This is a genomic window from Comamonas flocculans (assembly GCF_007954405.1).
Classification (GTDB): Bacteria; Pseudomonadota; Gammaproteobacteria; order Burkholderiales; family Burkholderiaceae_C; genus Comamonas_C; species Comamonas_C flocculans.
The window spans coordinates 1171131-1192061 of the sequence record NZ_CP042344.1 but is presented as its reverse complement, the minus strand read 5'-3'; the positions used below and the strand labels follow the sequence as shown (position 1 = coordinate 1192061).

The window sequence follows — 20931 nt, the reverse complement described above, 5'->3', positions numbered from 1 at the left end:
TCATAAAGCGGCTTCAATTGTTCCGTCGGCATTCACGATGCCGGTAATCATCTTGCCATTGGTCATGCGGATGCGCACATTTTGCCCGGCCGAGCCGGCCATCATCGCCTGGCCCGACGAGGTGACGGCATAGCCCGGGCCCTGCACCCGCACCTGCACCGGGTTGCCCGCCTTGAACAGGTGGGGCGCGCGCACCATGTGCTGGCGCAGCGTCTGGCCGGCCACGAGCTGGCGCGCGGCCACCTGGCCCAGCCAGGCCTCGCGGCTCGCCACCACGGCGGCGGGCTCGGCCGCCCAGTCCACCTCGGCCTGCACCGCGTCGGCTTCGGTGAGCGCATGGCCGGTGGCGACGTTGCCGGTCAGCACCCAGGCCGGGCCGTAGGCCTGCACCGTCAGCGGCAGAAAGACGTTCCAGCGGGTTTCGCCTTCCAGGCAGCGCAGCCCCAGGCGGGTGCGGCCCCACAGGCGCGCGCCCGGCGGCAGGTAGGGCTCGACCCGCGCGCAGGGCGTGAGGCGCAGGCGCGCATCGAGCTGGCCCACCGTCACCTCCATGCGCAGCGTGGACGATTCGGCGGGCAGTTGCGCCAGCGCCTGGTCCACCCATTGCTGGGTCAGCGTGACCAGGTCCTGGGCGGAGCTGGCCTGCTGCGCCTGCGCGGGGCCGATCAGCACCGCGGCCAGGGCGGCGGCCAGCGCTTGCAAGAGGCGAATCAATGACATGGCGGCAGCTCCTCGGGGCTTGCTTGCGCCGGGGCGCAGAGGCTTTGGGACGCCTGTGACTTTAGGGCCGGGTGCTGCCGCGCAATGCGTGAAACAGCGGCCGGCGCGCTGTCCTTATCGCGCTTTAGAAAAGCGGTGCGGTTTTCATAATCGACGCACGCCAGACAGCCTGCCTTGGCGCCATCCCCGAGAGGCACGCCATGCTCGACAAACTGACTTCCACCCTGAACCTGCACGGCAATGCGCTGCTGCTGCGTTCCGAGCGTCAGCGCGTGATCGCCAGCAACATCGCCAACGCCGACACACCGGGCTACAAGGCGCGCGACTTCCGGTTTTCCGAAGCGCTCAAGCAGGCCGGCGCCGTGCCCGACGAGCGCGCCCCCGCGGCCCGGGGCGTGCGCAGCAGCGGCCACATTCCCCTGCGCCCGGGCGGCTCGGGCGACCAGGCCGGCAAACCCGGCTACGCGCTGCAGACCGAGCCGGCGCTGGACGACAACAGCGTGAACATGGACCGCGAGCGCGCCGCCTTCATGGACAACGCGGTGCGCTACGAGGCGACGCTGCGTTTCATCAACTACCAGTCGCGCACGCTGCAAAGCGCGATCACCGGCCAGTAAGCCAAGAGGCTTCGAGGAGCTGCCATGTCGATGTTCTCCATCTTCAACATCTCGGCCAGCGCCATCGGCGCGCAGGCCCAGCGCCTGAACGTGGTGGCCAGCAACCTGGCCAACGTGGATGCGGTGGCCGGCCCCGACGGGCAAAGCTACAAGGCGCGCCAGGTGGTGTTCCAGACCACGCCCATGGGCGAGGAGGGCGGCGCGGGCGTGCGCGTGTCCGCCATCCAGGAAAGCGACACCCCGGGGCGGCGCGTGCTCGACCCGGCCAACCCGCTGGCGGACGCCGAGGGCTACGTCACGCATTCCAACGTCAACGCGGTCGAGGAGATGGTCAACATGATCTCCGCCTCGCGCGCCTACCAGAACAACGTCGAGGTGATGAACACGGCCAAGGGGCTGCTGCTCAAGACCTTGCAGATGGGGCAATAGAGATGACCATCACCGCCATCGATACCAGCGCGCTGGATGCGGGTGCCAGCACCACCGCCAGCCGCAGCACGACCGGCCCGGCCGCGATGCAGGACACCTTCCTGAAGCTGCTGGTCGCGCAGCTGACCAACCAGGACCCCATGAACCCCATGGACAACGCCCAGATGACCACGCAGATGGCGCAGATCAACACGGTGACGGGCATCCAGGAGCTGAACCTGTCCATGCAGACCCTGGCCGAGCAGTTTTCGGTCATGCAGACGCTGCAGGGCACGCAGATGATCGGCCGCTCGGTGCTGGTGCCGGGCGACCGGCTGGCCCAGGGCGAGGACGGCGCGGCCACCGGCGCCTTCGACCTGGCGGGCGCGGCCGCGTCGGTCAAGGTGGAGGTGCTCACGCCCGGGGGCGCGGTGGTCGCCGCCGTGGACATGGGGGCGCTGGAGCAGGGCCGGCACAGCTTCAGCTGGGACGCCAGCGGCTACGACGGCGACCCGGGCGCCCTGACGTTTCGCGTCGCTGCCACCAACGCGGGCGATGCCGTGGCCAGCACGGCGTTGACGCAGGCCAGGGTCACCGGCACCGGCGCGCAGGCCGGCGCGCTCACGCTGACGCTGGACGACGGCAGCGTGGTCAATTACGCCAACATCAGCGCCGTGCTCTGAGGGCCGGGCCGCATCCATTCACCGACAAGGAGCACACCATGGGTTTCCAGCAAGGCCTCTCGGGCCTGAACGCCTCCAGCAAGAACCTGGACGTGATCGGCCACAACATCGCCAACTCCAGCACCGTGGGCTTCAAGGCCTCGCGCGCCGAGTTCGCCGAGATGGTGGCCACGGCCATAGGCACGGCCAGCACCGGCAACGCCGGCATCGGCGTGCAGGTGGACGCCATCGCCCAGCAGTTCACGCAGGGCAACATCACCGTCACCGGCAACAACATGGACCTGGCGATCAACGGCGACGGCTTCTTCAAGATCCAGCAGCCCGACGGCAGCTACGCCTACACGCGCGCCGGCAATTTCAAGCTGGACAACCAGGGCTACGTGGTGACCAACAACGCCGGCAAGGTGCTGGGCTACCCGGTGGACCCGGACACCGGCCTGCGCAGCTCCAGCACGCCCGAGCCGCTGGTCTTTCCCACGGGCGCGCCGATCCCGGCCAAGCAGACCGAGAACGCCAGGATCAGCTTCAACCTGGACGCGCGCGCCACCGACGCGGCTGGCGATCCCACCGCCACACCGCCGATAGACCCGACGCCGCGCTCGACCTACGGCACCTCGATCAACGTCTACGACAGCCAGGGCGTGGCCACCACGGTGAGCCTGTATTTCGAGAAGAACGGCTCCAACACCTGGGACGTGTACACCGAGCTGGACGACCCGGGCGCCACGCCGCCGGTGGTGGCCACGCCCGTGGGCCAGCTCGTGTTCGACGGCACCGGCAAGATCACCAGCGGCTCGCCGCTGTCGCTCAGCGTGGACCCGGCCAGCGCCAACCCGAACAACCCGCCGACGTCGTTCACCGTCTCGGTGGATCTGAGCGGCTCGACCCAGTTCGGCACCAAGTGGTCGGTCTCCGAATCGACCCAGGACGGCTACACCGCCGGCCAGCTCACTGGCATCAACATCGGCAACGATGGCACCATCATGACCAGCTACTCCAACGGCGTGACGCGCGCCGAGGGGCAGATCGCGCTGGCCAGCTTTCGCAACACCCAGGGCCTGGCCGACATCGGCAACAACCTCTGGGTGGAGACCTACGCCTCGGGCCAGCCCACCATGGGCGCGCCCACCGACGGCGCCTTCGGCTCGCTGCGCTCGGGTGCGCTGGAGGACTCCAACGTCGACCTGACGGCCGAGCTGGTGAACATGATGACCGCGCAGCGCGCCTACCAGGCCAACGCGCAGACCATCAAGACGCAGGACCAGATCATGTCCACGCTGGTCAACCTGCGTTGATGCAACAGGGCTGAGGAGGGCGCGCCATGGACCGCATCATCTACACCTCGATGACCGGGGCCAATGCCTCGATGCAGCGCCAGGCGGTGCTGGCGCACAACCTGGCCAATGCCTCGACCACCGGGTTTCGCGCCGAGATGGCGAACTTTCGCGCCGTGCCCATGCAGGGCGAGGGCGCCAAGACGCGCGTGTTCGCGCTGGAGGCCACCTCGGGCCACCGCAGCGCGGCGGGTCCGGCGCAGACCACCGGCCGCCCGCTGGACGCCATGGCCGTGGGCAATGCCTGGTTCGCGGTGCAGGGGCTGGACGGCACCGAGGCCTATACCCGCGCGGGCGACTTCCAGCTCACCGCCCAGGGGCAGCTGGTGACGGGCAACGGCCTGGCCGTGCTCTCCGACGGCGGCGCGCCCATCGACGTGCCCCAGGGCGCCGAGCTGGTGCTGGGCGGCGACGGCACGCTCACCGCGCAACTGCCGGGCCAGCCGGCGCAGGCGATCGCCCGCCTGAAGCTGGCCAGCGAAACCGCGGATACGCCGCTGCAGCGCGGCGACGACGGCCTGTTTCGCACCGCCGGCGGCGAGCCGCTGGCGCAGGACCCCAACGCCCAGCTGCGCGCCGGCATGCTGGAAGGCTCCAACGTCAACGCGGTGGAGTGCATGGTCGGGATGATCGCCGCGGCGCGCCAGTTCGAGCAGCAGGTCAAGCTGCTGCAGACCGCCGAGAGCGACGACAAGAGTGCCGGGCGCCTGCTCAGCCTCACTGCCTAAGGAGTTTTTGCCATGATGAATTCGCTGTGGATCGCCAAGACCGGCATGACGGCGCAGCAGACCAACCTGGATGTGATCTCGCACAACCTGGCCAACGTCTCGACCACCGGCTTCAAGCGCAACAACGCGGTGTTCGAAGACCTCGTCTACCAGAACCTGCGCCAGGTGGGCGCGCAGGCCGACGAGCAGAACCAGCTGCCCACCGGCCTGCACCTGGGCCTGGGCGTGAACGTGGTGGCCACCAGCCGCAAGTTCACCCAGGGCAGCCTGCAGCAGAGCGAAAACAACCTGGACGTGGCGATCGACGGCAAGGGTTTTCTGGAAATCACCATGCCCGACGGCACCACCGCCTACACGCGCGACGGCTCCTTCAAGCTCGATTCGCAGGGCCGCGTGGTCACCTCCAACGGCCTGCCGGTGGCGCCGGGCCTGATGGTGCCGCCCGACACCAAGAACATCAGCATCGCGCAGGACGGCAGCGTCTCGGTCACCGTGGCGGGCAACCCGCAGCCGCAGCAGATCGGGCAGTTGACCATGTCCAGCTTCATCAACCCCGCGGGGCTCGAGCCCGTGGGGCAGAACCTGTTTCGCGAGTCCGCCGCCTCGGGCGCGCCGCAGCAGGGGCAGCCCGGCACCAATGGCCTGGGCATCCTCAAGCAGGGCTTCGTGGAGAACTCCAACGTCAACGTGGTCGAGGAGCTGATCAGCATGATCCAGACCCAGCGCGCCTACGACCTCAACTCCAAGGCGGTGCAGACCAGCGATCAGATGCTGGCGCGCCTGTCGCAACTGTGAGCGCGATGACGGAGGCCCCCATGCGCGTGCTTGCCCTGTTCCTCCCCGCCGCCATGGCGGCGCTGCTGGCCGCCGGCTGCGCCAGCGTCAACCCCGCGCCGCCGATCGACGTGCTGCCCACCGAGCCGCCGCGCCTGGCGCCGCCGGCGCCGGTCAGCGGGCCGGCCACCGGCAGCCTGTTCAACGCCGCCACCTACCGCCCGGCGATGGAAGACCAGCGCGCGCGCTTCGTCGGCGACCTGGTCACCATAGAAATCAACGAAACCATAGACGCCAAGCAGAACAGCCAGTCCGAGGTGGCGCGCAACGGCTCCAACAGCGGCGGCATCACCGCGCTGCCGCTGGTGCCCGCCAGCATCCTGGGCAAGGCCAGCATAGGCGCGGGCTACGAGAGCGACTTCAACGGCAAGGGCAACACCAGCAGCAACAACCAGTTCAAGAGCAGCGTCACCGCCATGGTCACCGAGGTGCTGCCCAACGGCAACCTGGTGATCGCCGGCGAGAAGCAGGTGGGCGTGAACCGCAGCGTGGACGTGCTGCGCTTCTCCGGCACCATCGACCCGCGCCACCTGCGCCGCGGCGCGGGCGGGCACACCGGCAACGTCATCGACTCGCAGTACGTGGCCAACGTGCGCGTGGTCTCGCGCGGCCTGGGCGAGCAGGCCGAGGCCCAGGCCATGGGGTGGCTGGCGCGCGCCTTCAATTCGATCACTCCTTTCTGAGGGCGGGCGATGCGCGGCATGGGCAGGTGGCGTGGCTGGCTGCTGGCGCTGGTACTCGGCGCCACGGCGCTGGGCGCCGGCGCGCAGGGGCAGCGGCCCGTGGTGGTCTGGCCCAACATCCCGCTGATCCGCGCGGCCGACCTCGCGGAATACGCGCAGGACCGCCAGGCGATCGCCGACCTGCACGCCGGCAAGGCCGAGCCGGAAAAGCTGCTGGCCGCGCTGCAGGCGATGGACGCGCTGCAGACGCATGCGCAGCAGAGCGCCCTGGCGGAGCTCGGGCGCAGCCTGAACGTGCAGCTGATCGCCGAGCTCGACGCCCTGGCGCGGCGCCACGGCATCACCGAGCCGCGGCTGCGCTTCGACTTTTCCGGCATCACGCCCCAGCAGCTGCAGCGCCCGCTGGTGCTGGACGCGCTGCAGGAGCGCCTGGCGCAGATCCAGATGGCCGGCTACATCACCTACACCCGCCTGGACGGCACGCTGGTGCAGGCCACGCTGACGCTGGTGCGGCTCGCCAGCGGCGCGGCGCAGAGTTTTTCCGCCACCGTGCCGGTGCAACTGCTGGCGCGCACGCTGGCGCAGGACGTGTTCGACCACTTCGAGGGCGCGCGCCTGGCGCCGCACCGCCGCCCGGGCGAGGCGGGCCACTGGCTGGCTTCGGCTCCCGGCCATGCCGATCGGCTGGTCTCGCGCGAGGCGGCCCTGGGCTATTGCCGCTCGCAGGGCGCGGTGCTGCCCACGGCGCAGGAACTGCAGGCCGCCGAGGCCGCGGGCTTCTACGGCGGCGGCCTGGCACTGCGCGCAGGCGGCGTCTACCACGTGCAGACCGGCCTGTACGACACCGCCCTGGCCCAGGACGGCGACGCGCGCGTGCGGCCCAACTTCATCGCCAGCGTGCCCAACGGGCTGTACTACTGCCTGCGCCATGCGGCGCCGGCTGCGGCGCGCAGGCAGCGCTGAAAATCACGGTATTTTTGGCCTCAAACGCTTGCTGGGCAAGCGCTGACAGCTATGTATTACATAGTTGGCGGCATAGGCCTGGACGGCGCGCCGCTTCTGTGCGCCGGCGGCTGGCGCACGGTGGAAGCGCCGGACGCGGCAAAGCCGGCAACAGCCCGCCCGAGCGTGCGCTTTTCGGGCTTTAGAAATTTGCCGCCGTGCCCACAATGGGCGCATGAAACCCCTGTCCGCGCGCTCCCTGTTGCCCTGGCTCGTGGCCATGCTCGTGCTGGCCTGGCTGGCGCCGGCGCAGGCGGCGCGGATCAAGGAGATCGCCGCGGTGCAGGGCGTGCGCAGCAACCAGCTCTCGGGCTACGGCCTGGTGGTGGGGCTGGACGGCACGGGCGACCAGTCCACGCAGATGCCGTTCACCGCGCAGGCCATGGCCAACTACCTGCAGCAGATGGGCATCTCGCTGCCGCCGGGCACCACCGCGCCGCAGCTCAAGAACGTGGCCACCGTCGTCATCACGGCCGAGCTGCCGGCCTTTGCCCAGCCGGGCCAGGCGATCGACGTGGTGGTCTCCTCCATCGGCAACGCCAAGTCGCTCAAGGGCGGCACCCTGATCGCTACGCCGCTGCGCGGCGCCGACGGGCAGATCTACGCCCTGGCCCAGGGCAACGTGGTGGTCAGCGGTGCGGGTGCGGCCGCGGGCGGCTCCAAGGTGCAGATCAACCACCTTGCCGCCGGGCGCATCCCGGAGGGCGCGCAGGTGGAGCGCAGCGTGCCCACGCCGCTCAACGAGGGCGACACCATCACCCTGGGGCTGAACGCTTCGGACTTCCAGCTGGCGCGCAAGGTGGCGCTGGCCATCAATGCGCGCTCGGGCCCGGGCACGGCCATGGCGCTCGATGGGCGCACGGTGCAGGTGCGTGCGCCGACGCAGCCGGGTGCGCGCGTGGCCTTCATCGCCGAACTGGAAGAGCTGCAGCTGCCCGACTCCACGCCCGCGGCCAAGGTGGTGATCAATGCGCGCACCGGCTCGGTGGTGCTCAACCAGGCGGTCACGCTCGGGCCCTGCGCCATCGCGCACGGCAATCTTTCGGTGACCATCAGCTCCATCCCGGTCATCAGCCAGCCCAACGCCTTCGGGCAGGGGCAGACCGTGGTGGCGCAGCAAAGCGCCATCACCATCCAGCAGCAGGGCGGGCAGGTGCAGCAGATGCCGGCCGCGCCGCAGCTCGCGGACGTGGTGCGCTCGCTCAATGCGCTGGGCGCCACGCCGCAGGATCTGCTCGCGATCCTGCAGGCCATCAAGGCCGCCGGCGCGCTGAACGCGGAGCTGGAGGTGATCTAGCGATGGGCATCGCTTCCACCGGCATGGGCGCGCCAGGGCTGGCCGCCGACGGTCGCGGTCTGGACGCGCTCAAGCTGCAGGCCGGCACGGGCGACGCCCAGGCCCGGCGCGCGGCGGCGGCGCAGGCGGCGCGCCAGCTCGAATCGCTCTTCATGCGCGAGCTGCTCAAGAGCATGCGCGAATCGACCCGCCAGCTCAACCCCGACAGCGGCAATGAAGGCAGCCTGGCCACGGACCTGTTCGACCAGCAGATGTCGGTGCAGATGGCCGGCCAGCCCGGGGGGCTGGCGCAGATGATCGAGCGCGAGCTCACGCGCCAGCTCGGCGCCAGCGCCGCGGCCAGCGCGCCCGCCGGCTCGGGCGTGCTGCCCAAGAGCACCTTCGGTTTTGCCGGCGCCGCGCCGCCGCCGTCCCCGAGCTTTGCGCCCTCCAGGAGCCGCGACGACTTCGTGCAGCAGCACCGCGCGGCGGCGCAGGCCGTGGCGCGCGAGAGCGGCATACCGGCGGCCTTCATGCTCGGCCAGGCGGGGCACGAGACCGGCTGGGGCAGGAGCGCGATCCGCACCGCGGACGGGGGCAATTCGCACAACCTCTTCGGCATCAAGGCCACGGGTGGCTGGGGCGGCAAGGTGGCCGAGGTCACCACCACCGAATACATCGATGGCAAGCCGCGCAAGCTGGTGGCCAGGTTCCGCGCCTACGACTCGTACGAGGAGTCGTTTCGCGACTATGCCCGTCTGATCACGCAGAACCCGCGCTACGAAAAGGCGCTGGCCAAGGTCGATTCGGTGCAGGGCTGGGCCACCGAACTGCAGCGCGCGGGCTACGCCACCGACCCCAACTACGCCAGCAAGCTCAGCCGCGCCATCCAGAGCACCATGGCGCTGGCGCGCCCGGCCGGCGCCGACCAGGCCTGAAACGGAGCTGAACCATGAGCCTGCTCAACGTCGGCGCCCGCGCCCTGCTGACCAACCAGGTGGCGCTGCAGACCACGGGCCACAACATCGCCAACGTCAACACGCCGGGCTATTCGCGCCAGAGCGCCCAGCTCGTCACCGTGCAGGGCCAGTACACCGGCAGCGGCTACATCGGCCAGGGCGTGGCAGTGCAGACCATCCTGCGCAACTACAACGAGCTGCTCACGCGCCAGGCGGCCATGGCGGGCTCGGTGCAGGCGGCGGACCAGGCGCGCTCGGACAAGCTCAACCAGCTGCAGGACGTCTTCAGCGGCGGCGCCAGCGGCCTGGGCGCGGCGATCACCGACATGATGAACGCGCTGTCGGACGTGGTGCATTCGCCCACCGACCTGACGGCGCGCACGGTGGCGCTCACGCGCATGGACGAGACGGCGGCGCGCATGCGCGCCTCGGCGCAGCAGATCGACGACCTGCAGTACACCGTCAACGAGCAGCTGCGCAACGACGTCGTCAAGATCAACAGCCTGGCAAGCAACATCGCCGGGGTGAACGAGCAGATCGCGCGGGCGCGCGGCAACGGCCAGACGCCCAACGACCTGCTGGACCGGCGCGACCAGCTCATCCGCGAGCTCAACCAGTACATCCAGACCACCCAGGTGCCGGCCGACGACGGCACCATGGGCCTGTTCGTGGGCGGCAGCCAGCCGCTGGTGCTGGGCACGACGGCCACGCAACTCTCCGTCAGTGAAAGCACGAGCTATCCGGGCAGCGGCCAGCTGGCGCTGTACTTCGGGCGCAGCGGCGGCACGCCCATCGAGCTGAACCCCGACATGCTCGGCGGCGGCGAGGTGGCCGGGTTGATGCGCTTTTCCAACAACGACCTGGCCGAGGCGCGCAACCTGCTCGGGCGCATGGCCCAGGCCATGGGCATGGCCCTGAATGCGCAGAACCGGCTGGGCCTGACGCTGGACGGCAGCCAGGGCGGCGACCTGTTTGCGCTGCCTGCCAGCGCCATCGGCTACACCAGCAGCGCCACCGCGGCGGGCAGCGTGAGCTACACCGACGCGACGCAGTTCGCGGCGTCGGACTATGAAGTGCGCTTCACCGGACCCAACGCCGGCCAGGTGGTGCGCCTGTCGGACGGCAAGACCACCGCGTTCACCAGCCTGGCAGATCCGGCGCTGCAGGCCATCGACGGCCTGAGCTTCAACCTCACCGGCAGCGGCAACGCGGGCGAGAGCATCCTGTTCAAGCCCTTCTCGGGCTCGGCCTCCAACGTGCAGGCGCTGGTCTATTCACCGCGCGACCTGGCGGCGGCCAATCCGGTGAACGCGGCCATGGGCACGTCCAACGGCGGCACGCTGCAGCTGCTGGGCCTGCAGGCCACGGGCCAGCCCGACCCGCCCGGCCTGGTGCTGCCGGCCGACGCCGATCCCGCCGCCACCCCCCCGATCGTCGGCGGCGTGCTGCTGGAATTCCACGCCGGCCCGCCACTGACCTACGACGCCTACGACCAAAGCACGCCGCTGCCGACCCTGCTGGCCACGGGGCCCTACGTCTCGGGCCAGCCCATCGACCTCAATGGCTGGCGCATCACGCTGCAGGGCACGCCCCAGGACGGCGACACCGTGACCGTGGGCAACGCGCTCGACCCGCAGTACGGCGACATCTACACCCGCGACGCGGGCAACGCCCAGGCGCTGATGGACCTGCGCGACGTGCAGATGTTTGACAACGCCACGCTGCAGGACGGCTGGGCCGGCGCCATGGCCCAGGTGGGCACGCGCGTGCAGAGCGCGCAGTACGCGGCCGCGCTGTCCTCGGCCATCGCCGACAACCTGGAGGGCGACCGCAGCGCCGTCTCGGGCGTGAACCTGGACGAAGAAGCCGCCAGGCTGATCCAGTACCAGCAGGCCTACCAGGCCTCGGCCAAGGTGCTGCAGGTGGCGCAGAGCATTTTCGATACCCTGATCCAGACCATGGGTCGTTGAGCACGGAGAGCGCCATGAGCAGCAACACCATCCAGCGCGTGGCCAGCGCCAGCATGTACGACAGCGCCATCCGCAACCTGAGCCAGCGCCAGGGCGCGCTGGTGAACCTGCAGGAAAACCTCACCAGCGGCAAGCGCGTGGTGCGCGCCAGCGACGACCCGGTGGCCGCCGCGCAGGCCGAGCGCGCGCTCACCCGCCTGTCGCGCCTGCAAAGCGAGCAGCGCCAGCTGGAGCTGCAGCGCGGCGTCGTGGCGCAGGCCGAATCCACGCTGGGCGACGCCATAGGGCTGGTGCAGGAGATGCGCCAGCTGCTGGTGGCCGCGGGCAATGGCTCACTCAAGCCCGAAGACCGCCAGACCTATGCGGTGCAGCTGCAGAGCCTGCAGGACCAGCTCAAGGAGGTGATCAACCGCAAGGACGTCAACGGCATGCCGCTGCTGGGCGCGCTGGGCAGCGCGCTGGCGCCCTTCGTCGGCCCGGTCTCGGGCGCGGCCGACTACCTGTACAACGGCCTGCCGGGGCAGGCGGGCAGCCAGGGCAGCGGCATCGCCGCGCAGTTCGACGGCCATGCCGCGCTGATGTTCGATCCCCAGCGCGACGGCATGTACGGCGCGGCGATTTCCACCACCAACGCGGCCAACCCCCTGAGCGGGCGCCAGTTCAGCACCACCGAGGTGAAGGTGGAGCACCCCGAGCTGATCCCGCGCAACACCACGGCCGGCGGCCAGCCCTATGCCTACCAGGTGGTCTTCGGCGCGACCACGCTGAACGCGGACGGCAGCTACGACATCAGCTACCAGGTGCTGCGCGACGACGGCACCACCCTGGTCGGCCCCACCACCATCGGCAACCTGGAAGCGGACAAGGCCCAGGAGCTGCCGATCGGTTTCACCGACGGCGGGGCGAGCTTCAGTTTCACCCTCAAGGCCCTGCCGCAGCGCGACGCCAGCGGCGCCCTGATCGCCTCGCCGGAAAACGGCGACACCATAGACATCGCCGCCACGTCCAGCCTGATGGGCACGCTCGACGACGTGATCGGCGGGCTGCGCAAGGCCGGCAACAGCAACGCCGGCATCCAGGCCGTGGGGCAGGCGCTGGCGCAGGTGGACTACGCCATGGACCAGCTGAACAACGTGCGCGGCTACGCCGGCGAGCTGCTCAACCGGGCCGAGCGCATTTCGGGCGACCAGGGCAGCCGCGCCATCCAGCTGGAGGCCGACCGCTCGCGCGCCGAGGACCTGGACATGGTCAAGGGCATTTCGGACTTCCAGAACGCCAGCGTCGGCTACCAGGCGGCGCTGCAGTCCTACGCCATGGTGCAGAAGCTGTCGCTGTTCAACTACATCGGCTGAGGGGTCGCCCGCAGGCGGCGCGCGCCTTGGTTGACAATAGCCGCAGCATCCGCGCGCACGCCCCATGGTTCAATCGGTTCTAGGCAGTCTGGTCCTCGGCTACCGCCCCTTGTGGAACGGGGCGCGGCGCATGGCCGGCGTGCAGCTGTTCGTCGCCGGCGACGACAACGTGCAGGTGGACGCGCTGCACCTGCTGCGCACCATCGAGGAGCTCTGGGACGCCAGCTCCCCGCCGCTGCTGCTGGCGCCGCGCACGCCGCAGATCCTGGCCGAATGGCTGGAGCACGCGCCCCCGGGCTCGCCCTCGATCGAAGTGACCGACGCCTGGCTGGTGGACCCGGCGCTGCTCGCGCGTGCGCGCGCCGCCCAGCGCCGCGGCCTGAAGCTGGTCTGGCACGGGCCGCTGGGGCGCCTGCCCGAGCCCGAGGTGGCGGCGCTGTTTCACACCAGCGTGCTGACGCTGGACGCGCAGGACGCGGTGGCCGCACTGCGCGCCGGCAAGGCGCAGGCGGCGCGCGGCGCCGGCGCCAGCGCCAGCCCCATCATCGCCGGGCAGATCTACGAGGGCGTGGACAGCCGGGCGCTGATGCGCCATTGCCTGGACGGCGCCGGTGCGCTGGCGCTGGCCGGCTGGCCCGCGGACGACGTGCTCTACAGCCTGCGCCACCAGAGCCCGGCGCCGGCGCACGAGGTGGTGCTCAAGCTGCTCAAGGCGATCGATGACGAGCAGTCCATCGACGCGCAGGAGCAGGTGCTGGGCGAAGACCCGCTGCTCGCCTACCGTTTCATGACCTATACCAACTCCGCCGCGCTGGGCCTGCGCACCGGGGTCGATTCGGTGCGCCGCGGCCTGGTGATGATGGGCTATGGCTCGATCCAGCGCTGGCTCGGCGACCAGCTGCCCGGCGCCAGCACCGAGGCGGACCTGCGGCCGGTGCGCGAGGGCGCGGTGCTGCGCGCGCGCCTGGCCGAGCAGCTGATCGAAGCCGGCGTGGGCAAGGAGCTGCGCGCCGAGATGTACCTGTGCGCGCTGTTCTCGCGCCTGGACGCGCTGCTGGGCGAGCCGCTGGGCGCCATCCTGCGGCGCCTGCCGCTGTCCGACCGGGTGTACGACGCGGCGGTGCTGCACGCCGGCCCCTATGCGCCCAGCCTGGACCTGGCGGTGGCGCTGGAGGGCGAGGACGCCGCGTTCATCCGCAAGCTCTGCGAAGACCACGGGCACGACCGCGAGCAGGTCAACCGCTCGCTGCTGCACGTGCTGCGCGCCTGGGTGGTGCCGCGCACCCCGACTGGGGCATGATCGGCCTTTTTCCCCGGGAGCCCTGAGATGCCTGTACGCCCTGCGCTGGCGGCCACGCCGCTGTGCGAACTGCTCGGTTGCCGCTACCCGCTGGTGCTTGCCGGCATGGGCGGCGTGGCCCGCGCCGAGCTGGCCGCGGCGGTCAGCGGCTTCGGCGGCCTGGGCATCCTCGGGATGGTGCGCGAGCCGCTGGCGCTCATCGAGCGTGAAGTCGCCGAACTGCGCCGGCGCACCGACCGGCCTTTCGGCGTCAACCTGATACCGGCGGGCACGGCGCGCGCGCTGCTGCGCTCGCAGGTGGATCTGTGCATCGCCCTGCAGGTGCCGGTGGTCGAGCTGTTCTGGGAGGTGGACGAGCCCACCATCGCGCGCCTGCGCGGCGCCGGCATCGTCGTGCTGCACCAGGTGGGCAGTGCGCAGGAGGCCCTGCAGGCGCAGGCCGCGGGCGCGCACGCCATCGTCGCCCAGGGCGTGGAGGCGGGCGGCCACGTGCGCGGGCGCCAGCCGCTGATGCAGCTGCTGCCCGAGGTGCTGGGCTGCGTGCAGTTGCCGGTGGCCGCCGCCGGGGGGCTGGCCGACGGGCGCGACGTGGGCCGTGTACTGGCGATGGGCGCGCAGGCCGCGGTGCTGGGCACGGCGCTGATGATGACCACCGAATCCTTTGCCCACGAGGTGCACAAGCAGCGCCTGGCGCGGGCCGAAAGCCGCGAGGTGCTGCTGACCGAGGACTTTCACGTCAACTGGCCGCCGCTGGCCGCGGTGCGCGTGCTGCCCAACGCCGTCACGCGCGGCGAGCGCGGCGACCCCTTCACCAGCGCGCCGCAGGTGATCGGCGAGGAAGAGGGCCGCCCCATCTACTGCTTCAGCACCGACTCGCCCCTGCGCTCCATGACCGGTGATCTCGAAGCCATGGCGCTGTACGCCGGGCTGGGCGTGGGGCGCATCAGCGACATCGTGCCCGCGGCCGAGCGCCTGCAGGCCCTGGCCGCGGGCGCGGCCGCGCACCTGCAGCTGGTGGGCGCGCCGCCCCAGCCCCTGGCCTCGCCCGTGTGCTATGCGCCCGAGCAGCAGCAAGAGCAACACGCCCGGCTGGCCGGGCGCCTGGGTGCGCTGCTCGCGCCCGAGCGCGCGCTGGCCGCTGCGCTGCATGCGTTGGGGCTGCAGACGCGCGCCGGGGTGCACGCGCAGCACCTGGCGCCGCTGCTGCAGCTCCAGACGCAGCTGGCCGGCGTGCTGGTGCGTGCGCTGCGCCGGGCCGATGCGCCGGTGGCGGCCGCCGAGGACGGGGCGCCGGCGGCAGCGGCGCAGCCGCTGGCCGCGCTGCTGGCCAGCGCCGCGGCCTTGCAGGCCGAATGGAAGGCGCTGCTCGAGGAGCTCGACGCAGAGCTTGCCCAGCAGGCCCGCGCGCTGCTTGCGGCGCGTGCGCAGGCGCTCGATGCGCTGCTGGCCGCCACCCCACAGGGCTGAAGTGGCTGACCCGATGACCACCGATATCGTGCGAGCAGGGGCGGCACATGCCCTGGGCTGAATTCACCGCGCTGTTCCTGCTGGCCACGGCCATGAGCTTCACGCCCGGGCCCAATACCTCGCTGGCCACGGCGATCGCCGCCAACCGGGGCCTGGGGCCGGCCATGCGCTTCGTGCTCGCGGTGCCGCTGGGCTGGTGCCTGATGCTGGTGCTGTGCGCGGCCGGGCTGGGCGCGGCCGTCACCGCGGCGCCGGCGCTGCGCTGGTTCATCAAGCTCGCCGGCATCGCCTACCTGCTGTGGCTGGCCTGGCGGCTGGCGCGCTCGCGCCGGCTGGCGCAGGCCGACGGCTCGCACCTGTCGGTCGGCTTCTGGGAGGGCGTGCTGCTCCAGTTCGTCAACATCAAGGCCTGGCTGATGCTGCTGGCCATCGTGGCCAGCTGGATCATCGGGCGCGAGGACGCCTTCGCGCGCCTGCTGCTGGTGCTGCCGGTGATGGCCGGCTTTGCCTTCGCCAGCAACCTGGCCTATGCCAGCGTCGGCGCGCTGGCGCGCCGCTGGTTGGCGCACGGCAGCCGGCTGCTGTGGTTCAACCGCGCGATGGGCCTGGTGCTGGCCATCACCGCGCTGTGGATGCTGGGCGCCTGATACGGCTTCGCCCTGCGGCGCCGCGTCGCCGCCGGGACAAGGGGCGCACCTGCGCGTTCGCACAATCGGCGGCCATGGGAACCCTCTACCTCGTGCGCCATGCGCAGGCTTCGCTGGGTGCGAGCGACTACGACGAACTCAGCGCCCGCGGGCAGCTGCAGGCGCAGCGCCTGGGTGCGTGGTGGCAGGCGCACGGGCAGCGTTTTGACGCCGTCTGGAGCGGCACGCTGCGCCGCCATGCCCAGACGCTGCAGGGCCTGGGCGTGGCGCTGCACGGCCTGCCCGCGGCGCAGCGCTTTGCCGCGCTGGACGAATACGACGGCGCCGCGCTGGTGCGCGCGGTCCACCCCGGACCCTTGCCGGCGGTGCAGTCGCCCGAAGGCTTTCGCAGCTACTTTCGCCTGCTGTGCGACGCGCTGGCGCAGTGGATGGCCGGCACCCTGAGTCCCGAGGGCATGCCCGACTGGCAGACGTTTTCCGCCGGCGTGCGCGCCTTGCTCGAACAGGCGCGCGCGCAGCATGCGGGCCAGCGGCTGCTGGTGGTCTCCAGCGGCGGCCCGATCTCCACCGCCATCGCCCAGGTGCTGGGCAGCGCGCCCGAGGTCGGCATCGCGCTGAACATGCGCCTGCGCAACACGGCGGTGAGCGAGCTCGGCGTGAGCGCGCGGCGCCTGGCACTGCAGACCTTCAACACCCTGCCGCACCTGAGCGCGCCCGAGGACGTGGCCCTGCAGACCTACGCGTAAAAGCGGATCGGGTCGGGCGTCCGGCATCGGACGGCCGCAGCCCGCGGGGCGCTCAAGTCCCCGCGGGCAGCGGCAAGCCCTGCAGCTCCACCATCAGCTGCGCCAGCGCCTGCCCCGCGGCCTGCACCAGCTGGCGGCCCTTGTCGGCGCTGGCGGCGCTGGCGTCGCCCACGGCGCCGCTGGGGTTGTAGTCCTCGATCATCCAGCCCAGGCGCACGCTTTTGCCGTTGCCCGCGATGGGGCAGCGCTCTGCCCGGTCCTGCGAGCTCGAGCGCCAGTGGCGCGCCTGCGCCATCCGCACCGTCTCGGGCGCCAGGTGCAGCATCATCGAAGTCTCGACCGCGCCGCCGTGGATGCCGAAGCGCCACTCCTCCTCGCTGAACAGCGCGCGCACCGGCGCGGGCAGCGGCAGGTCAGGCCAGCTGCAGCGCCACACCTGCAGGCCCAGGCGCTGGCGCAGGCTGCGCGCGGCGATGTCCATGGGCGCGACGTTGCCGCCGTGGCTGTTGAACAGCAGCAGCCGGCGCACCCCGGCGCGCGCCACCGCCTCGCCCAGCGCGTCCCACAGCGCCAGCAGCGTGGCCGGCGGCAGGCTGAGCGTGCCCGGGTAGGACAGGTGCTCGGTAGACAGACCGACGTTCTGCGCCGGCAGCACCAGCAGCGCCAGCGTGGGCGGCAGCTGCGCCAGCGCCGCGTCGAGCACGCCCTGCGCCAGCACCGCATCCACGCCGAGCGGCAGGTGCGGACCGTGCTGCTCCAGCGCCGCCAGCGGCAGCACCGCCAGGGTCTGCGCCGCCAGGCCGCTGTCGCGCGCGGCGGCAAAGTCGCGCGTGCCGAGCGCTTGCCAGTAGCGGGAAGGGTAGGGCATGGCGTGCGTGCGGTGCGTCAGGAGCCGTGGTGGTCGTGGGTGTGGGTGGCGTCGTGCTCGTGGCTGGCGCCGGCCGCGCCGTCGGGGGCATTTTGCCGCACCGGCACCTGCACCGTCTGGCTCAGCTTGGCGCCCTGGGCGTCGCGCAGCTGCAGCGTGATGTCGATCTGCGTGCCGGCCTTGAGCGGCTGCCTGAGGTCCAGCAGCATGATGTGGTGGCCGCCGGGCTTGAGCGTGACGCTCTGGCCCGCGCCCAGCTTGAGCGAGGGCACCGGATGCATGCGCATGGTGTTGCCCTCCAGCTTCATCTCGTGCACCTGGGTGACGCCGGCCACCGGGCTGCTGGCGCCCACCAGCTCCAGGTCGTGGTTGGCCTGCAGCGTCATGAAGGCGCCGGTGCCGCCCTGGCCCGGCACGGTGGCGCGCGTCCAGGCGTCTTGCACCTGCACGCGCGCTTCGTGCGCGAGCGCGCCCGCGGGCGCCAGAAAACACAAGGCCAGCGCCAGCAGCGCGGGGCGAATGGAAAAGGAAAGTGCTTGCATGGTGTTCAGGATTCGTTGAAAGACGGGACGGTGCGCCGCCCCGCCGCGGGCCGCAGCCGGGCGGAGTGGACGCGCTGGAATGCGATGGTGCGTTCTCAGGCGCGCGGCGGCCCGCGGGCGGGTGGCACGTCCACATCGTGGCCGCCCGCCAGGGCCGTGGGCCGCGAGCGCAGCCATTGGCCGAGCGGCGGCGCGGCGCAGGGCAGGCCCGCCCAGGCGGGCGGCGGCGGCACCACCGGCAGGCACAGCGGGCAGTCCAGGTGGCTGTGCCCGGCCGGCGCGCTGCCGGTATCCAGGCCGCCCGCGTTCCAGGCGGGGGCGCTGGTGCAGATGTCGGGTGCCATGCCCGACTGCACGCCCGGCGCGGCCGCGGCCGCGCCCAGCGCCAGGGCGAACCACAGCAGCAGCACGCGGCCCGGCAAGCGGGTGGCGCTGCGGCGAAGGCGGGCAAGCAGGCTCATGGCGGGCGGTCATGATACCCAAGCCGCCGGGGTCTCTGCCCTGGTCCTAACATCGGCGCTCCCCGGAACCAAAGCCGGGGCCCGCCCTCCAAGCCGCACCATGTTTGCCCGACTTCGCCTCTTTCTGCCGCGCGCTCTGTTATTGATAGCTGCAACCGCAATCGGCACCAGCGCCGCAGCCCAATTTCAATTGAAGAGTACGTCGGGGGCCGCGGCCGGCAGCGTGGTGACTACGCCGCACGTGCGCGCCGAGCTCGTGGCCCAGGCGCCCGAAGGCGTGGCGCCGGGCAAGCCGCTGACCCTGGGGCTGCTGCTCAGCCACCAGCCGGACTGGCACACCTACTGGCTCAACCCGGGCGATTCCGGCCTGCCCACGCGCCTGCAGTGGACGCTGCCCGCCGGCGTGGATGCGGGCGAGATCGCCTGGCCGCTGCCGCGCAAGATCCCGATCGGCACGCTGGCCAACTACGGCTACGAGGGCCAGGTGCTGCTGCCGGTGCCGATGAGCGTCTCCAGCCTGTTCGCGCCGGCGCCGGGGCAGACGCAGGCGAGCTTCACGGTGCATGCCTCCTGGCTGGTCTGCCGCATGGAGTGCGTGCCCGAGGAAGGCACGCTGACGCTGCAACTGCCGCTGGCGGGCACGACGGCGCTGAACGCCGACGCCTTTGCCGCGGCCGAGCGCGCGCTGCCGGCGCCGCTGGCCCCGGGCCAGAGCACGGCGCGGGTGAGCGAGGACGCGATCGAGCTGCAGGTGCAGGGCCTGCCCGCTGCCTGGCGGGGCCAGGTGCTGGACGTGTTCCCCGAAACGCCCGAGGTGGTGCAAAACGCCGCCGAGCCGCGCCAGCAATGGCAGGGCGAGACCTGGACGGCGCGCGTGCCGCTGTCGCCCGAACGCGCCGCCAGCCCGGCGCTGATGCCGGTGGTGCTGGGCTGGCAGGGCGCGGGCCGGCGCGTGCCGCTGCCGGTGCAGGGCAGTTGGCCGCCGCTGCCCGAATTCCCCGCGCCGCTGCCGGTGGCGGCCGCGGCGGCGGCATCGGCGGCGCCGCCCGCGCTGGCGCCGCGCGCACCGCCCGCGCCCGGCGTGTGGCTGCTGGCGCTGGGCGGGGCGCTGCTGGGCGGACTGTTGCTCAACCTCATGCCCTGCGTCTTCCCCATCCTGGCGGTCAAGGTCGCCGGCTTTGCCCGCCATGCCGACGACCGGCGCGCGCGCCGCGCCGCCGGGCTGGCCTATGGCGCCGGCGTGGTGCTGTCCTTCATGGCGCTGGGCGCGCTGATGCTGGCGCTGCGCTCGGCGGGGCAGGCGGTGGGCTGGGGCTTTCAGCTGCAGTCGCCGCTGGTGGTGGCGCTGCTGGCGGCGCTGTTCACGCTGATCGGGCTGAACCTGGCGGGTGTGTTCGAGGTCGGCATGCTGCTGCCGTCCCGCTGGGCCGCGGCGCAGGCGCGCCATCCGGTGACCGACGCCTTCCTCACCGGGGTGCTGACGGTGGCCGTCGCATCGCCCTGTACCGCGCCCTTCATGGGGGCTTCGCTCGGGCTCACCCTGGGCCTGCCGGCGGCGCAGGCGCTGGGCATCTTCGCCGCCCTCGGCCTGGGCCTGGCCGCGCCCTATCTGCTGGCCAGCTGGTGGCCGGCGGTCGCGCGCCTGCTGCCCCGCCCGGGCGCATGGATGCAAGTCCTGCGCCGGGTGCTGGCCTTCCCGATGTTCGCCACCGTCGTCTGGCTGGTCTGGGTGCTGGGCCAGCAAAGCGGCATCGACGGCGCGGCGGCGCTGCTGGCCCTGCTGGTGGCCATGGCGCTGGCGGTCTGGAGCCTGACGCTGCGCGGCAGCGCACGCGGCGTGCTGGCTCCGCTTTCAATAGCTGTTGGCGCTTGGTTGGTAACGATTTGGGGGCCAAAAATAGTTGAAATGCAGGCCCCGCCTGCGCTGGCAGCTACACAATCTGCAAACGGCTGGCAAGCCTGGCGCGCCGGCCTGCCCGAGGAACTGCTGGCCCGGGGCCGCCCGGTGTTCGTCGACTACACCGCCGCCTGGTGCGTGACCTGCCAGTACAACAAGCGGACCACGCTGGCCAATGCCGAGGTGCGCCGCGACTTCGCCGCCAGGAACATCGCGCTGCTGGAGGCCGACTGGACGCGCCAGGACCCGGCCATCACCGCCTCGATCAACGCCTTCGGGCGCAGCGGCGTGCCACTGTACGTGCTCTACGCGCCGGGCCGCGCGCCGGTGGTGTTCAGCGAAATCCTGGGCGTGCGCGAACTGCGCGAGGCCATGGCCGCGCTTTAAGGCAAGGCTGAAGAAGCCCCTCGCGCGGCGCGCATCCCACCCGGTGGCGG

The 20931-nt window shown here is 71.6% G+C and carries 21 protein-coding genes; 17 read left to right on the top strand and 4 right to left on the bottom strand.

Going from position 1 to position 20931, the window contains the following annotated elements; genetic code table 11:
* Positions 1 to 720, bottom strand: coding sequence for a flagellar basal body P-ring formation chaperone FlgA (gene flgA / locus FOZ74_RS05865; protein ID WP_146912190.1), 720 nt, complete (start codon positions 718 to 720; stop codon positions 1 to 3).
* Positions 721 to 920: 200 nt separating this feature from the next.
* On the opposite strand from flgA, the gene flgB reads away from it, so the two are divergent.
* The 16 genes from flgB (at position 921) to FOZ74_RS05785 (ending at position 16726) form a co-directional block, all read left to right on the top strand.
* Positions 921 to 1337 (top strand): flagellar basal body rod protein FlgB, encoded by a 417-nt coding sequence (flgB, locus tag FOZ74_RS05860; RefSeq protein WP_146912189.1) that lies wholly within the window; start codon positions 921 to 923, stop codon positions 1335 to 1337.
* 24 nt (positions 1338 to 1361) lie between these two features.
* Positions 1362 to 1766: a flagellar basal body rod protein FlgC gene (gene flgC / locus FOZ74_RS05855; RefSeq protein ID WP_146912188.1), complete on the top strand. Its 405-nt coding sequence runs from the start codon at positions 1362 to 1364 to the stop codon at positions 1764 to 1766.
* A 2-nt stretch (positions 1767 to 1768) separates the two neighbouring features.
* A complete protein-coding gene (locus tag FOZ74_RS05850) occupies positions 1769 to 2428 on the top strand; it encodes a flagellar hook assembly protein FlgD (RefSeq protein WP_146912187.1) in 660 nt (219 codons plus the stop codon).
* 38 nt (positions 2429 to 2466) lie between these two features.
* Entirely contained in the window at positions 2467 to 3723 is a 1257-nt protein-coding gene (gene flgE / locus FOZ74_RS05845; protein ID WP_146912186.1) for a flagellar hook protein FlgE, read from the top strand.
* Positions 3724 to 3749: 26 nt separating this feature from the next.
* Entirely contained in the window at positions 3750 to 4490 is a 741-nt protein-coding gene (locus tag FOZ74_RS05840; protein WP_146912185.1) for a flagellar basal body rod protein FlgF, read from the top strand.
* 12 nt (positions 4491 to 4502) lie between these two features.
* On the top strand, positions 4503 to 5285 hold the full coding sequence (gene flgG, locus FOZ74_RS05835) for a flagellar basal-body rod protein FlgG (protein ID WP_146912184.1): 783 nt from the start codon (positions 4503 to 4505) through the stop codon (positions 5283 to 5285).
* Positions 5286 to 5290: 5 nt separating this feature from the next.
* On the top strand, positions 5291 to 6007 hold the full coding sequence (locus FOZ74_RS05830) for a flagellar basal body L-ring protein FlgH (protein WP_146912183.1): 717 nt from the start codon (positions 5291 to 5293) through the stop codon (positions 6005 to 6007).
* An 18-nt stretch (positions 6008 to 6025) separates the two neighbouring features.
* A complete protein-coding gene (locus tag FOZ74_RS05825) occupies positions 6026 to 6970 on the top strand; it encodes a hypothetical protein (protein ID WP_146912182.1) in 945 nt (314 codons plus the stop codon).
* 214 nt (positions 6971 to 7184) lie between these two features.
* Positions 7185 to 8306 (top strand): flagellar basal body P-ring protein FlgI, encoded by a 1122-nt coding sequence (locus FOZ74_RS05820; RefSeq protein WP_146912181.1) that lies wholly within the window; start codon positions 7185 to 7187, stop codon positions 8304 to 8306.
* Between the two features lie 2 nt (positions 8307 to 8308).
* Positions 8309 to 9223, top strand: a complete 915-nt coding sequence (gene flgJ / locus FOZ74_RS05815) for a flagellar assembly peptidoglycan hydrolase FlgJ (protein ID WP_146912180.1) — start codon at positions 8309 to 8311, stop codon at positions 9221 to 9223.
* A gap of 14 nt (positions 9224 to 9237) precedes the next feature.
* Positions 9238 to 11214 (top strand): flagellar hook-associated protein FlgK, encoded by a 1977-nt coding sequence (gene flgK / locus FOZ74_RS05810; RefSeq protein ID WP_146912179.1) that lies wholly within the window; start codon positions 9238 to 9240, stop codon positions 11212 to 11214.
* 14 nt (positions 11215 to 11228) lie between these two features.
* Positions 11229 to 12566: a flagellar hook-associated protein FlgL gene (flgL, locus tag FOZ74_RS05805; RefSeq protein ID WP_146912178.1), complete on the top strand. Its 1338-nt coding sequence runs from the start codon at positions 11229 to 11231 to the stop codon at positions 12564 to 12566.
* 64 nt (positions 12567 to 12630) lie between these two features.
* Positions 12631 to 13866 (top strand): HDOD domain-containing protein, encoded by a 1236-nt coding sequence (locus FOZ74_RS05800; RefSeq protein ID WP_146912177.1) that lies wholly within the window; start codon positions 12631 to 12633, stop codon positions 13864 to 13866.
* A gap of 27 nt (positions 13867 to 13893) precedes the next feature.
* Positions 13894 to 15333: an NAD(P)H-dependent flavin oxidoreductase gene (locus FOZ74_RS05795; protein ID WP_146912176.1), complete on the top strand. Its 1440-nt coding sequence runs from the start codon at positions 13894 to 13896 to the stop codon at positions 15331 to 15333.
* Between the two features lie 47 nt (positions 15334 to 15380).
* Complete coding sequence (locus FOZ74_RS05790; protein WP_146912175.1) at positions 15381 to 15980, top strand: LysE family translocator; 600 nt, start codon at positions 15381 to 15383, stop codon at positions 15978 to 15980.
* Positions 15981 to 16054: 74 nt separating this feature from the next.
* A complete protein-coding gene (locus FOZ74_RS05785) occupies positions 16055 to 16726 on the top strand; it encodes a histidine phosphatase family protein (protein ID WP_146912174.1) in 672 nt (223 codons plus the stop codon).
* A gap of 52 nt (positions 16727 to 16778) precedes the next feature.
* Here the strand turns inward: FOZ74_RS05785 and FOZ74_RS05780 are convergent, their stop codons facing one another.
* The 3 genes from FOZ74_RS05780 to FOZ74_RS05770 form a co-directional block, all read right to left on the bottom strand.
* Positions 16779 to 17594, bottom strand: coding sequence for a creatininase family protein (locus FOZ74_RS05780; protein ID WP_146912173.1), 816 nt, complete (start codon positions 17592 to 17594; stop codon positions 16779 to 16781).
* 17 nt (positions 17595 to 17611) lie between these two features.
* Positions 17612 to 18136, bottom strand: a complete 525-nt coding sequence (locus FOZ74_RS05775) for a copper chaperone PCu(A)C (protein ID WP_146912172.1) — start codon at positions 18134 to 18136, stop codon at positions 17612 to 17614.
* Positions 18137 to 18231: 95 nt separating this feature from the next.
* Positions 18232 to 18597 carry a hypothetical protein gene (locus FOZ74_RS05770; RefSeq protein ID WP_146912171.1) on the bottom strand — a complete coding sequence of 122 codons (366 nt, stop codon included), beginning with the start codon at positions 18595 to 18597 and terminating at the stop codon, positions 18232 to 18234.
* 100 nt (positions 18598 to 18697) lie between these two features.
* Here FOZ74_RS05770 and FOZ74_RS05765 point away from each other — a divergent pair, with 100 nt between their 5' ends.
* Entirely contained in the window at positions 18698 to 20881 is a 2184-nt protein-coding gene (locus FOZ74_RS05765) for a protein-disulfide reductase DsbD family protein (RefSeq protein ID WP_146912170.1), read from the top strand.
* The last annotated feature ends 50 nt before the right edge of the window (positions 20882 to 20931 follow it).